General features: G+C 70.1%; 14 protein-coding genes. 1 reads left to right on the top strand and 13 read right to left on the bottom strand.

The window, feature by feature from the left end:
* Positions 1 to 24: 24 nt before the first annotated feature.
* The 9 genes from ehuA to AL346_RS21800 form a co-directional block, all read right to left on the bottom strand.
* The gene (ehuA, locus tag AL346_RS21845; RefSeq protein ID WP_019403069.1) at positions 25 to 834 is read right to left on the bottom strand and encodes an ectoine/hydroxyectoine ABC transporter ATP-binding protein EhuA; all 810 of its coding nucleotides are present in this window, start codon (positions 832 to 834) and stop codon (positions 25 to 27) included.
* Positions 831 to 1523 carry an ectoine/hydroxyectoine ABC transporter permease subunit EhuD gene (ehuD, locus tag AL346_RS21840; protein WP_026015290.1) on the bottom strand — a complete coding sequence of 231 codons (693 nt, stop codon included), beginning with the start codon at positions 1521 to 1523 and terminating at the stop codon, positions 831 to 833. The genes ehuA and ehuD overlap by 4 nt, the downstream gene beginning before the upstream one ends.
* Positions 1520 to 2185: an ectoine/hydroxyectoine ABC transporter permease subunit EhuC gene (ehuC, locus tag AL346_RS21835; RefSeq protein ID WP_019403067.1), complete on the bottom strand. Its 666-nt coding sequence runs from the start codon at positions 2183 to 2185 to the stop codon at positions 1520 to 1522. Before ehuC ends, ehuD begins: the two co-directional genes overlap by 4 nt.
* A 345-nt stretch (positions 2186 to 2530) precedes the next feature.
* Complete coding sequence (gene ehuB / locus AL346_RS21825; protein ID WP_019403065.1) at positions 2531 to 3382, bottom strand: ectoine/hydroxyectoine ABC transporter substrate-binding protein EhuB; 852 nt, start codon at positions 3380 to 3382, stop codon at positions 2531 to 2533.
* Positions 3383 to 3501: 119 nt separating this feature from the next.
* Positions 3502 to 4512, bottom strand: a complete 1011-nt coding sequence (gene doeB, locus AL346_RS21820) for a N(2)-acetyl-L-2,4-diaminobutanoate deacetylase DoeB (protein ID WP_040404886.1) — start codon at positions 4510 to 4512, stop codon at positions 3502 to 3504.
* A gap of 12 nt (positions 4513 to 4524) precedes the next feature.
* The gene (doeA, locus tag AL346_RS21815) at positions 4525 to 5706 is read right to left on the bottom strand and encodes an ectoine hydrolase DoeA (protein WP_019403063.1); all 1182 of its coding nucleotides are present in this window, start codon (positions 5704 to 5706) and stop codon (positions 4525 to 4527) included.
* Positions 5703 to 6716, bottom strand: a complete 1014-nt coding sequence (eutC, locus tag AL346_RS21810; protein WP_019403062.1) for an ectoine utilization protein EutC — start codon at positions 6714 to 6716, stop codon at positions 5703 to 5705. The genes doeA and eutC overlap by 4 nt, the downstream gene beginning before the upstream one ends.
* A complete protein-coding gene (gene eutB / locus AL346_RS21805) occupies positions 6713 to 7732 on the bottom strand; it encodes a hydroxyectoine utilization dehydratase EutB (RefSeq protein WP_019403061.1) in 1020 nt (339 codons plus the stop codon). Before eutB ends, eutC begins: the two co-directional genes overlap by 4 nt.
* A 92-nt stretch (positions 7733 to 7824) precedes the next feature.
* Entirely contained in the window at positions 7825 to 9291 is a 1467-nt protein-coding gene (locus AL346_RS21800) for a PLP-dependent aminotransferase family protein (protein WP_019403060.1), read from the bottom strand.
* Between the two features lie 58 nt (positions 9292 to 9349).
* Between AL346_RS21800 and AL346_RS21795 the strand changes: the two genes are divergently transcribed.
* A complete protein-coding gene (locus AL346_RS21795; protein ID WP_040404882.1) occupies positions 9350 to 9829 on the top strand; it encodes an Lrp/AsnC family transcriptional regulator in 480 nt (159 codons plus the stop codon).
* 7 nt (positions 9830 to 9836) lie between these two features.
* Here the strand turns inward: AL346_RS21795 and AL346_RS21790 are convergent, their stop codons facing one another.
* The 4 genes from AL346_RS21790 to AL346_RS21775 are packed head-to-tail and all read right to left on the bottom strand — an operon-like array spanning position 9837 to position 13482.
* Complete coding sequence (locus AL346_RS21790) at positions 9837 to 10166, bottom strand: cupin domain-containing protein (protein ID WP_019403058.1); 330 nt, start codon at positions 10164 to 10166, stop codon at positions 9837 to 9839.
* Positions 10167 to 10184: 18 nt separating this feature from the next.
* On the bottom strand, positions 10185 to 11102 hold the full coding sequence (locus AL346_RS21785) for a DMT family transporter (protein WP_019403057.1): 918 nt from the start codon (positions 11100 to 11102) through the stop codon (positions 10185 to 10187).
* The gene (locus AL346_RS21780) at positions 11099 to 12418 is read right to left on the bottom strand and encodes an aspartate aminotransferase family protein (RefSeq protein WP_019403056.1); all 1320 of its coding nucleotides are present in this window, start codon (positions 12416 to 12418) and stop codon (positions 11099 to 11101) included. Before AL346_RS21780 ends, AL346_RS21785 begins: the two co-directional genes overlap by 4 nt.
* A complete protein-coding gene (locus AL346_RS21775) occupies positions 12415 to 13482 on the bottom strand; it encodes a phosphotransferase (protein ID WP_019403055.1) in 1068 nt (355 codons plus the stop codon). Before AL346_RS21775 ends, AL346_RS21780 begins: the two co-directional genes overlap by 4 nt.
* Between the last annotated feature and the right edge of the window lie 2 nt (positions 13483 to 13484).

Raw genomic sequence — 13484 nt, 5'->3', positions numbered from 1 at the left:
CGGGAGGCGAGAAACTCTCGTCGCCTAGCCGAGCACCGACTGCAGGAACTCGCGCGTGCGCGGCTCGGCCGGGGCCGTGAAGATGCGCTCGGGCTCGCCCTCCTCGACGATGCGGCCCTTGTCGAAGAAGCAGACCCGGTCCGACACCTCGCGCGCGAAGCGCATCTCGTGCGTGACGAGCAGCATGGTGAGGTCGTGCTCGCTGGCGAGGTTGCGGATGACGCCGAGCACCTCGCCGACGAGCTGCGGGTCGAGCGCCGAGGTCGGCTCGTCGAAGAGCAGCACGCGCGGGCGCATGGCGAGCGCACGGGCGATCGCGACGCGCTGCTGCTGCCCGCCGGAGAGCTGGGCGGGATAATGGTCCTTCTTGTCGGCGAGGCCGACCATGCGCAGCAGGTCGATGGCGCGGCACTCGGCCTCGGCGCGCGACAGGCCGAGCACGGCGGCCGGCGCCTCGGTGACATTGCGCAGCACGCTCATGTGCGGGAAGAGGTTGAAGCTCTGGAACACCATGCCGACGTGGCTGCGGATCTGGTGCAGGTGCCGGTCGCTGGCGCGGAAGGGGCCCTTGCCGTTCGGCTCGTGATAGGGAATGCCGGCGAGCGTCAGCTGCCCCTCCTGGAAGGGCTCCAGCGTCATCAGGATGCGCAGCACCGTCGACTTGCCCGAGCCCGAAGGGCCGATGAGGGTCACCTTCTCGCCCGGCGCGACGGCGAAGTTGAAGTCGTCGAGCACGGTGAGCGCGCCGAAGCGCTTGGTGACATTCCGGAACTCGATGACGGGCGCGGCGGCGGCGCTCGCCGCATCCGGCTGTTGTGCAAGGACCTTGTTCATCGCAGCGGTATCCCGGCTTTCGGCAGCACCTTCTCCAGCCGGTGGATGCCGGCCGAGCAGATGAGGGTGAGCAGGAGGAAGATGATGCCGACCATCGACAGGGGCACGAGATATTCGAAGGTGCGCTCGCCGATCATGTTGGCGAGGCCGAGCATCTCGAGCACGGTGACGACGGAGAGCACGGGCGTCTCCTTGAGCATGGCGACGAGGTAGTTTCCCATGGTCGGGACGATGCGCGGCACCATCTGCGGGATGACGATGTCGCGATAGGTCTGCCAGCGCGTCATGTTGAGCGCCGTCGCGGCCTCCCACTGCCCGCGCGGGATGGCCTCGATGCCGCCGCGGTAGACCTCCGACGTATAGGCGGAATATTGCAGGCCGAGCGCGATGACGCCGGTGAGGAAGGCCGGCAAAGTGATGCCGTAGTCGGGCAGCACGTAGTAGAGGAAGAAGAGCTGCACGAGCAGCGGCGTGTCGCGCAGGAACTCGACGACGAAGGCCGTCGTCAGGGCCACCGCCTTGATGCGGCTGCGACGCAGGAGCGCGAAGACGAGGCCGAGCACGAGGGCGAGCGCGAAGCCGGCCGCCGCCGCCTGCAGCGTGACGGTGAGGCCGATCAGCAGGATCGGCAGGATGGACGCCGCATAGGTGAGCGGCGTCGTGAGGTCCCAGGCGTAGCCGTACATCATGCGTGCGCCGCCCTTGGAAAGGCCGCCCCGCGCCGCACCATCCGCTCGATCAGCCGCATGGCGAGCATGAGCACCAGCGACATCAGGAAGTAGCCGACGAGCGTCAGCGTGTAGACGGTGGCGCTGTCGAGGGTGATGTTGCGGATGGACTGGGCGCGGAAGGTCAGGTCCGCGATGGAGATGAGCGAGACGAGCGAGGAGAGCTTCAGCGTCTCGATGGCGAGATTGCCGAAGGCCGGCATCATCTCGACGATGGCCTGCGGCAGGCAGATGCGCATGAGCGTGTGCACGCGCCCGAAGTTGAGCGCCCGCGCCGCCTCGCGCTGCGCCACCGGCACGGCGTTGAGCGCCCCGCGCACGATCTCCGAGCCATAGGCGCCGACGTGGAGCGACAGGCCGACGATGCCCGTCGTCACCGGATCGAAGGACAGGCCGACGAGCGGCAGGGCATAATAGAGCCAGAAGAGCTGCACGAGCAGCGAGGTGCCGCGGAACACCTCGGTGTAGCACAGCGCGAGCGTCGAGACGGCGCGCCCGCCTTCGACGCGGGCGATGCCGGCGGCGAAGGCGAGCGCCGCCCCGATGGCGATGGAGGCCAGCGTGATCCATGCGGTCACGAGGGCGCCCTGCGCCAGGGATGGCAGATAGGTGAGCCAGTCCATCGCGGCCCTCCCGGTCGGACGTCAGTCGAGGAATGCCGCACTCGGTCCCGCCGGGTGCGGCTCGGCGCTCTCAGAGCATGATGACTTCGTGGTGCGCGTTGATCCCTCCCCTCGAGGGGAGGGTGGATCGCGCCGAAGGCGCAAGACGGGTGGGGTCAAGGCCGGGAATGGCGCCTATGATGCCAACCTCGTGGCCCCCTCCGTCACCACCATCGAACTCGGGCTTGCCCGAGTTCGACATTTGGAAACCGAAGTCGGGCAAGCCCGACTTCGGCGGCGCCACCTCCCCCGTGCGGGGGAGGATCAATGCACACCGACTTAAGGTCATCTTGCTCCGTTGATCGATCACTTGCCGGCGCACAGGTCGGCGACGTTCTTTTCGGACGCCGCCTTGATGCTCTCCTCGCTGAGGCCGTAGGAGGCGAGGATCTTCTTGTACTCGTCGGTCTTGCGGAACTCGACGAGCTCCTTGTTGAAGGCGTCGTGAAGATCCTTGTCCTCGGGACGGAAGGCGAAGCCGCCGTAGTTGCGCACCGGCTTGTTGTCGACGACCGGGTCGGTGAAGGGCTTCACCTGCTCGACCGCCCCCTGGCCCTTGGCGAGATTGGCGACGGTGAGCTCGGTCGCCGCATAGGCATCCGTGCGGCTCTGCACCGTGGCGAGCGCATCGGCATTGGCGGTGATGAACACCACCTGCTCATCCTTGACGCCGACGGCACGCAGGAAGTCGATATTGTTGGCGCCGGAGACGACGGCCACCTTCAGCGACGGGTCCTTGGCGATGTCGGCGTAGGTCGTCAGGCCCTTGGGGTTGCCCTTCTTGACGAGCAGGCCCTCGCCGTAGCTCGAGTTCGGCTCCGTGAAGGCCACCTGCTTGCAGCGCTCGGGCGAGATGTTCTGCTCGGCCGCGACGAAGTCGTAGCGGTTGGCCTTGAGGCCGGGGATGAGGGTGCCGAAGGGCGTCACCGTCCAGTTGATCTCGGTGATGCCCATGCGCTTCAGCACAGCGATGGCGACCTCCGGACCGATGCCGGCGGCGGAGCCGTCGGGGGTCATGTAGCCGTAGGGCACCTCGTTGGCGGTGGCGGCGCGGATGTAGCCCTGCGACTTGATGTCGTCGAGGCTCGCGGCCTGCGCAGTGCCGAGGCCGAGAACGAGGGCAATGGCGGCGGCGCCGGTGGCAAGGGACAGCTTCATCGATCTTCTCCTCTGGTCTTCAGTCATCCGCATGCCGATTGGCTCGGCTTTCGGCGCTGCCGCCGGCGGAAATGGCTTGGCCGCTCTGGAGCCCTTCCGGCTCCAGGGCGGCGAACGGGTCAGGGCGCCTCCTCGACCGTTGCGGTGACGAAGAGGCAGTCGCCCGGCTTCACGAGGCCGGGAAAATGCCGCGCGGCGAGGATGCCGCCGTGCTTCGCGCGCATCGCGAGGGGGGCGAGCCCCGTGCGCGCGATGGGATGGATCAGCGCGACCACCTCCCCTTCCGAAACCTCCTCGCCGAGGTCCTTGGCGAAGGCGACGAGGCCCGCCTCCTCGGCGAAGACGAAGCAGTCGTCCGACGGCATGTCGAGGAAGCGGCTCGCGGCCGGCTCGAGCTGCCCGGCGAGGATGCCGGCGTGCCGCAGCACGTTGGCGACACCGCGCCGGGCAATGGCGATGGTGCGCGCGCTCGCGGTACCGCCGCCGCCGAGCTCGGTGGTGACGAAGACCTTGCCCATCTCCTCGACGGTCGTGTCGTACATGCCGACCGCGTCGATCTCGCGCATGCGCATCGAATAGGGAGCGCCGAAGGCGGCCACCGCCGCGAAGCAGCGTGCCTCCTGCGCCTTGTCGGGCAACTCGTGCGCGGCCGCATAGGGCACGAAATCGAGCGTGCGCCCGCCGGAGTGGAAATCGAGCACGATATCGGCGAGCGGCACGAGGTGGCGGGTGAAGTAGTCGGCGATCTTCTCCGTCACCGTGCCGTCGGGCCGACCGGGGAACGAGCGGTTGAGATTGCCGCGGTCGATGGGCGAGGTGCGCGTGCCGGCCGCGAAGGCCGGGTAGTTCATGGCCGGCACGATGATGACGCGCCCGCTCACCGCCTCCGGCGTGAGGCGCTGCGCGAGGTCGAAGAGCGCCGCCGGCCCCTCGTATTCGTCGCCGTGATTGCCGCCGGTGACGAGTGCCGTCGGCCCCTCGCCGCCCGCGACGACGGTGATCGGGATCATCACGGAGCCCCAGGCACTGTCATCGCGGCTGTAGGGCAGGCGCAGGTGCCCGTGCCGCACGCCGGGAGCGGCAAGGTCGATGGTCGGCACGACCGGTGAGGGGCGCGAAGCGGGGGTCATGAGCACGGGTCTTCAGTCCCTGACGAAGAGCTGGCGCGGCACGTTCGACAGGCACGCGACGCCGTCTTCGGTGATGACGATGCTCTCGGTGATCTCGAGGCCCATGTCCTCGAGCCACAGCCCTGTCATGAAGTGGAAGGTCATGCCCGGCTCCAGCACCGTGCGGTCGCCGGGCCTGAGGCTCATGGTGCGCTCGCCCCAGTCGGGCGGATAGCTGAGGCCGATGGGATAGCCGGTGCGGTTGTCCTTGACGATGCCGTAGCGCCGGAGCACCGCGAAGAAGGCGTTGGCGATGTCCTCGCAGGTATTGCCGGGCTTCGCCGCGGCCAGCCCCGCCTCCATGCCCTCGAGCGTCGCCTTCTCCGCATCGAGGAAGGCCTGCGTCGGCTTGCCGAGGAAGACGGTGCGCGACAGGGGGCAGTGATAGCGCCTGTAGCAGCCGGCGATCTCGAAGAAAGTGCCCTCGCCCTCGCGCATCGGCGCGTCGTCCCAGGTCAGGTGCGGGGCGGAGGCATCGGCGCCCGAGGGCAGGAGCGGCACGATGGCGGGATAGTCGCCGCCGTAGCCGTCCGCGCCGCGGATGCCGGCGTCGTAGATCTCGGCGACGAGGTCGCTCTTGCGCAGGCCGGGCTTCACGACCTCGAGGATGCGCGCGTGCATCTTCTCGACGATGCGGCCCGCCTTGCGCATGTAGTCGAGCTCGGTCGGGCTCTTGACCGCGCGCTGCCAGTTGACGAGCGCCGTCGCATCCTTGAAGCGCGCGTTCGGCAGGTGTTTCTGCAGCGAGGCATAGGCGGCGGCGCTGAAATAATAGTTGTCCATCTCGACGCCGACGACGGCGTTGCCCCAGCCGCGGTCGGTGATGATCTCAGACAGCAGGTCCATCGGATGGCGTTCGGTGGACTGCACGTAGTGGTCCGGATAGGCGAGGATGTTGTCGTCGCCGATCCAGGCCGTGCGCCGGGCGCCGTTGGCATCCTGCGTGCGGCCGTACCAGACCGGCTCGCCGTCGCCGGCAACGAGCACGCACTGGTGTACGTAGAAGGACCAGCCGTCGTAGCCCGTCAGCCAGTGCATGTTGGAGGGGTCGGTGACGATCAGGAGATCGATGCCCGCCTTCTCCATCGCCGCCCGCGTCTTGGCGAGGCGCGCGGCATATTCCTCCCGCGAGAAGTTGAGTGTGGCTGCGCTCACGCGTCCGCTCCCGTCCTTGTCGTTGTGTCGAAAGCCATGCCGGCATCCGCCTCCACCGCGCGGCGGTGGGCGAGGATGGCGATGGCCGTGTCCTGCACGCCCGTGCCCGTCAGGTCGCACAAAGTGATCTCGTCCTCGCTCTGCCGGCCCGGACCGAGGCCCGCGACGACAGCGCCGAGCTCGGCAAAGGTCGCATCGTCGGCCGCGACACCGGCGGTGATGGCGTGGTGAAGTTCGCCGAGCCGGCGCGTCTGCTTCAGGCTGTCGGCCACATAGGTGGCCCGGCCGAAGACCGCCGGGTCGATCTCGTTCTTGTGCTCGGCGTCCGAGCCCATGGCGGTGACGTGCTGGCCGGGGCGGAGCCAGTCCGCCTTGAGGATCGGCGCCTCGGCCGGCGTCGTGGTGACGATCACATCGGCGCCGCTCACGGCGCTCTCGGGATCCGCCATCGCCGTGACGGCGATGCCGAGCTTGTCGGCCATGGCCGCCGCCGTCTCGCGCGCCTTCTCCGCGTCCCGCGCCCAGATGCGCGCCTCGGCGATCGGCCTCACCAGCGTCAGCGCCTCGAGCTGCAGCCGCGCCTGCACGCCGGCGCCGAGGATGGCGGCGACGCGCGCATCGGGCCGGGCGAGGTGCTTCGCCGCCACCGCGCCGGCCGCGGCGGTGCGCACGTCGGTGAGATAGCCGTTGTCGAGGAACAGCGCCTCGACGAGCCCGGTATGGGCGGAGAAGAGGATCATGAGCCCGTTGAGGCTCGGCAGGCCGATCTTCGGATTGTCGAAGAAGCCGGGGCTCACCTTGATGGCGAAGCTGCCGAGACCGGGCACATAGGCGCTCTTCACGTCCACCTCGCCGCGATGCTCGGGGATGTCGATGCGCATGATCGGCGGCATCGCCACCGCCTTCGTCGCGAGCGCAGCGAAGGCCCCCTCCACCGCATCGACGGCGCTCCTGTCGAGGGCGACGATGCGGCGCAGCTCGGCCTCGCCGAGGATCAGCATGCGGCTCATGCGGCACCTTCCTGTGCGACGATGGCGCGATGGCGCTCCGGATCGATGTTGCAGCCGGTGACGAGCGCCACGACCGGGCCGTCGGCCGTCACCTTGCCTGCGAGGATGGCGGCGATGCCGACGGCACCCGCCCCCTCCACCACCTCGCCCTCGGCATGGAAGGCATGGCGGATGCCGGCGGCGATCTCCGCCTCGTCGATGAGCACGACATCGTCGAGCAGCGCCCGGCACATGGCGAAGGTGTAGCGATTGGCAAGGCCGATGCCGCCGCCGAGGGAATCGGCCAGCGTCTCCACCTCCTCCACGGCGACGGGCCGGCCGGCCGCGAGGCTCGCGTGCATGGCCGCGCCGCGCGCCATGGAAATGCCGATCACGCGCACGGACGGCTTCACGCCCTTGACCGCCGCCGCGACGCCCGCCGCGAGCCCGCCGCCGGAGAGCGGCACGAGCAGTGTGGCAAGCTCCGGCAATTCCTCCACCACCTCGAGGCCGAGGGTGCCCTGGCCTGCGATGACGTCCGGATGATCGAAGGGCGGGATGGCCGTCAGCCCCTCCTCGCGCACGAGGCGATCGACCTCGACCTGGGCGTCGTCCTGCGAGCGGCCGACGATGCACACCTCGGCGCCGAGCGCCCGCACGCCCTCAACCTTGTTGGCCGGCACGAGGGCCGAGAGGCAGACGACGGCACGCACGCCGAGCGCCTTCGCCGCATGGGCGAGCGCGCGGCCGTGGTTGCCGGTCGAGGCCGTTGCGACGCCGCGCCGGCGCGCATCATCACCAAGCGCAAGGAGCGCGTTGGTGGCGCCGCGCAGCTTGAAGCTGCCGGTCTCCTGCCGGCTGTCGAGCTTGAGGAAGACGGGCGCGTCCAGCAGCCCCGTCAGGCTCGGCGAATGCTCCAGCGGCGTCACCGACACCTTGCCCGCAAGCGCACCCCGCGCGCGCTCGATCGCGGCGAGGCCGACCGGCGGAGCGTCGATGGGTGGCGCGTCGATTGACCTGGGCCCGGCAGATGACATGGGCGAAGGCAGCTCCCGTCACTGGTTCGGGAGCATGCTCGGACCACGCATGTATCATGTCAATCGAAACATTAGATCATTACAATTTTTCGTCAGGCGATGGCGTCGACGTCGTAGATGGGCGGCAACTGGGCGAAGGTGTCGCGCACCGCCTCCAGCGTTTCGCGCAGGGCCGCGTGCGACAGGCGCCCGCCGAGGCAGATGCGGATGCCGCCCGCCGGCCGCTCCTCGCCGGCGATGAAGGGATCGGAAGGCGTCACGGCGATGCCGCGGCGCGCCAGCTGGCGCACGAGCCCCTCCTCGCTCCAGTGCGGGGGCACGGCGAGCCAGGCGCTGAGCGAGAGCGGATGGCTGCCGGCCACATAGGGGCCGAGCACATCGGCGACGATCGCCTGGCGCGCCTGCGCTTCGGCCCGCTGCAGGGCGACGAGCTCGTCCGCCGTACCGTCCTCCACCCAGCGCGTGGCGATCTCCGCGGCGAGGTTGGTGGCGCTCCAGCTCGTCACGCGCAGGATGCTGGCGACGCGGATGGCATATTGCGGCGGCACCACGAGATAGCCGACGCGCAGGCCCGTCAGCACCGACTTGGTGAAGCTCGTGACGAAGAAGGCGAGGTCCGGCAGGAGCTCGGCATAGGCCGGCAACGGCTCGGCGACCAGCGGCTTGTAGACCTCGTCCTCGATGACGAAGACGCCATGCCGGCGCGCCACCTCGGCGATCTGCCGGCGCCGCTCGGCCCCGGCCACGTGGCTCGTCGGATTGCCGAGGGTGGGCACCATGACGAGCGCGGCGACGTCCCCGCTGCGGCAGGCGGCCTCGAAGGCCTCCACCAGCACGCCTTCCCCGTCGGTCGGCAGGCCGCGCAAGGTGAAGCCGAGCACGTTGGCAAGGCCGATGATGCCGTGGTCGGTCAGGCTCTCCGTCAGCACCACGTCGCCGCGCCGCACCACGGCGGCGACGGCCAGGAAGAGGCCGTGCGCCGCGCCGTTGGTGATGAGGATGCGGTTGCGGTCGGTGCTGACGCCAAGCCGCGCCACCCATTGCTGGCCGGCGGCGCGGTGCGCATCAAGCCCGGCGATCGGTCGGCACGGGCGCATGAAGGCGCTGTTGTCCGCCTCGGCGAGCGCGGTCATCATGGCCCGCGAGGCGCGCTCGTGCGCCTCCGTATAGACGGCGCGGATGATGGACAGGTCCGCCTTGTCGCCCGGGCTGCGGTCGAGCATGAAGCGGTCGGCCTGCTCGGTGATGCGGCTGCGCACGAAGGTGCCGCGCCCCACCTCGCCGCTCAGGTAGCCGAGCCGCTCCGCCTCCTTGTAGCTGATGCTGACCGTCTGCACGGAGACGCCGATGCGGCGGGCGAGCTCCCGGTGCGTCGGCATGCGCGCCCGCGGCGGCAGGAGGCCCCCCTCGATATCGGCGATGATCGCCTCGGTGAGCAGCTTGTGCTTGGTCGCGCCGGGCCGGCGCGGCAGCAGCGGATGCCATCCCCCGGCTGATCCGGATGCCGCCTCTCCATGGCCCGCCTCGCCGCCGGCGTCAATTTCGATGTGTCGCACCATGGATTGACCCGCTACAATGCCGCTTCGACATCATTACAATATCCGGCTGCGGGACGCGATGGCAAAACTCGACAGGATCGACCTCAACATCCTTTCCGTGCTGCAGCGCGACGGGCGCATCACGAAGCTGAGGCTCGCCGAGGCGGTCAACCTGTCGCCGACCGCCTGCTGGGAGCGGCTGAAGCGGCTCGAGGAGATCGGCCTCATCCGCGGCTACGAGGCGCGGCTCGACCTGGAGCGCATCGGCCGCTTCACGACCGTGCTCGTCGAGGTGACGCTGCGCAGCCACGCTCAGGCCGACTTCCGCCGCTTCGAGGATGCGATCGCGCGCGAGCCGCAGATCGTCGCCTGCGACGCCACTGGCGGCGGCGTCGACTACATCATGCGGGTCATGACGCGCGATATCGACAGCTACCAGCGCCTCATCGACCGGCTGCTGACGGCCGAAATCGGCATCGAGCGCTATTTCACCTATGTGGTGACCAAGACGATCAAGGCCGCCCCGCCGAGCGTCGCGGAGATCGCGGCGGCCACGTAAGGCGCGATCAGCCCTGGCCGGGCGTGCCTGCGAAAGCCGCCGGGTTCTTCACCTCGATCTCGATGAAGGACAGCGGATGGTCGGAGCCGTTCATCACGTCGTGCTCGACGCCTGCCTGGCGCATGTAGGACTGGCCGGCGACGAGATGGTTGTCGTGGACCTGCTTGCCGTCGTGGATGCGCAGGATGCCGTCCGTCAGCAGCACGACGAAATAGGGCCAGCCGTGGCTGTGCCAGCCGGTCACCGCGCCCGGCGCGAAATCCCAGCGCGTGATGCGGATGTTGGCGTCGTCGACCTGCACGGTGGGAACGGCGGGGACGGTGCATTTGAAAGCCATCGGATCACCTCACGGGTTTCAGGACAGGCGCGGACGGGGCAGCACCGCTGCCGCCGCGGCGACGAGGAGGGCAAGGCCGAGCCAGTCGGTGACGGCCGGCCGCTCGCCGATGAGGAGCATGGAGCCGAGGACGCCGACGACGGGAACGAGCAAAGTGCCGAGGCTCATCGTGCCGGCCGGCACGCGCGCCAGCGCCGCAAACCAGACGAGATAGGCGAGCGCCTGCGCAAGGAGCACGTGATAGGCGAGCGCCGCGAGCACCTTCGGCCCCGGCAGGACGGGCGCCGGCAACCCCTCGAAGGCGAGCATGCCGGCCGCCGCCGCGGCGGCGCCGATGAGGAGCTGCCAGCCGGCGATGACGAGGGCGGAGGCGGGAACGGGATGGCGCTTGCCGATGACGGTGCCGAGCGCCCAGGCCATGCCGGCGCCGAGCGCCAGCAGAAGCCCATAGGACCAGGCGCCGGCGAGGACGAGCGGCACGCCGAGCGCCGCAAGGCCGAGGATGCCGAGCAGAAGGCCCGCGCGCTTGCGCCCGTCGAGGCGTTCGCCGAGGAGCAGCCGGGCGAAGAGCGCGGCCCACAGCGGCATGGTGAAGGTCAGGATCGCCGCGCGCGAGGTCGGCGCCGCGAGCTGCGCGAAGGCGAGCAGGATGTTGAAGGCGGCGATCGAGAGAAGGCCGGTCAGGACGAGCACCGGCACCGCCCGCGCCGGCACCACGAGCGGCAGGCCGCGCATCCGGGCGACGCCCATCAGCACCGCCCCGCCGAGCGAGAGGCCGATGGTGCGCAGCGTCCACGGCGCGATCTCGTCGAGCGCGATGCGCACCGCCGGCCAGTTGAAGCCCCACAGCAGCGCGAGCAGCAGAACCGCCCCGATATGCCGCCCTTCGAGCGCAGCGGGGGCAGATGCGCCGGACGCGGCGCCCGCGGTGCTCATGGGGCCAGTCCGCCGAGCACCTCGTCGACAGCGGCGAGGAAGAGGTCCGCGTCCGCCTCGGAGAACACGAGCGGCGGGCGGATCTTGAGGATGTTGCCGGCGGGGCCAGCGGCGCTGATGAGGACGCGCCGCTCCCTGAGGCCGTTGACGAGACGCGCGGCGATGTCGCCCGCCGGCGCGCGGCTGGCCCGGTCGCGCACGAGCTCGACGCCGACGAACAGTCCCGCGCCGCGCACGTCGCCGATCACCTCGTGGCGCTGGGCGAGGTTGTCGAGCCCTGCCTTGAGATAGGCGCCGACGCGCCGCGCATTGTCGAGGAGGCCCTCCTTCTCGATGACGTCGAGCACCGCCATGCCCGCCGCGCAGGAGACGGGATTGCCGCCGAAGGTGTTGAAGTAGCGCACCGTGCGGCCGAAGGTCTCCACCACCTCCGGGCGCACGACGAGCCCGGCGATGGGGTGGCCGTTGCCCATGGGCTTGCCGAGGCTGACCATGTCCGGCGTGATGCCGTGGCGGGCAAAGCCCCACATGTGCGCGCCCGTGCGGCCGAAGCCGGGCTGCACCTCGTCGGCGATGAAGACGCCGCCGGCCCGGCGGATCGCCTCCACCGCCGGCGCGAGGAAGCCGGCGGGATCGGGAAAGATGCCGTCGCTCGAGAAGATGGTGTCGACGATGAGGCCGGCGGGGCGGATGCCCGCCCGCTTCATGTCGGCGATCGCCGCCTCGACGTCCTGGGCGAAGCGGGAACCGACGTCGCCTTCCGTGCGATAGCTGTCGGGTGCCGGCACGGTGCGCACCGCCTCGCCGAGCGGCGCGCCTTTGCCCAGTGAGGGAGACATGCCGGCGAGCGTGCCGGTGACGCCGTGATAGGCGAAGCGGGTGACGATGAACCCCGTGCCGCCGGTGTGGGCGCGGGCGATGCGCAGGGCAAGGTCGTTGGCTTCGCTGCCCGTGCAGGTGAACATCACATGCGCGAGCGCGGGCGGAAACAAGGCGAGGAGGCGCTCGGCATAGTCGAGCACGAGGTCGTTGAGATAGCGCGTGTGCGTGTTGAGCACCGCCGCCTGACGGGCGATCGCCTCCACCACGTGCGGGTGGCTGTGCCCGACGCAGGCGACGTTGTTGTAGACGTCGAGATAGGCGTTGCCGTCCGGGTCGTAGAGCCGCGCCCCCTCCCCGCGCACCACATGCACGGGGTTCTCGTAGAACAATCGATAGGCGGGCCCCAGCAGCCGCTGGCGGCGGGCGATCATCTGCCGCTCGCGTTCCGGCACCGCTTCGGCGCCGGCGGGGTCATAGGCATTGATCATGGTCATGGGCTGTCTCCCCTCGCAGCGGCGGCCAGGAAGGCCCGGGCCTCGTCGCGCGTGAGCGCGGCAAGGCGCTCAAGGCCGGTCCAGGCGGCGGCGTTGTTGCGCAGGATATAGGCGGCGTTGTCCGGATAGCGCGCCGCACGCCAGCCGCCGATGGCGACGATGAGCACGAGCCGCGTGGCGATGAGATCGAACAGCACCGCGAGCTCTTCCGGCCCAAGCGCCATGCCTTGCGCAAAGCCGGCCACCACGTCGGCCGCACCGGCGAGCGGATGGCCCTCGTCGAGCAGCTGGTAGGCGGCGGCGACGGCGAGTTCCTGCACCAGCGGCGCCCGCACCATGTCGCCGAAATCGATGAGGCCCGTCACGACCTCGGGCGCGTCCCGCGCCACGAGGAGGTTGTGCGGATTGGCATCGTTGTGGATCACCTGCCGGCGCAGGCCCGGCAATGCCGGCAGGGCGTGCTCCTCGAAGGCGTCGAGGAAGCGCCGAGGCAGGCCATGGTCGCGCCCCGGCGGCAGGTGGGGGAAGAGCTCGCGCACCTTCGCCGCCTGCTGCAGGTCCCACAGCAGGGCGTGGTCGGCCGCCGGATGCGTAAAGTCGCCGAGCGCCCGGTCGAGCCGGGCAAGAAGCGCGCCGATCGCCCGCCGCTGGGCGGGGCTGCGCGGCGCCTCGGGCAGCGGCAGGCCGTCGAGATAGGAGAGGATGCGCAGGACGCGCGCGCCGGACGGCCCGGGGATGTCCACCATGAGGGCGCCGTCGCGGGCCGGCACCGGTTGCGGCAGGGGCAGGTGCGGATCGCGGGAGCGCGCATGCTGGAGCGCCCGGGTCTGGAAATCGATGACCGCCCGCTCCTCGGCGGGGTTGCCGAGCTTGAGCACGAAGCGCCGGCCGTCCGCATCGGTGACCAGGAAATTGCTGTCGCGCTCGCCGGTGAGCGGCCGTGCCGTGACGGCGAGGCCGAAATGCGCGCGCGCCAGCCGCTCTGCCTCGGCTGCGTCGAGCGGCGGCACGCCGGTGGCCAGGAGATCGCCGGCCGGCGGCCGGGTGCGAGGGCTCGTCATCATCC

This window comes from Chelatococcus sp. CO-6, assembly GCF_001271345.1.
GTDB classification, from domain to species: domain Bacteria; phylum Pseudomonadota; class Alphaproteobacteria; order Rhizobiales; family Beijerinckiaceae; genus Chelatococcus_A; species Chelatococcus_A caeni.
The sequence above is the reverse complement of the archived record's forward strand: the minus strand, read 5'-3'. Positions and strand labels throughout refer to the sequence as shown.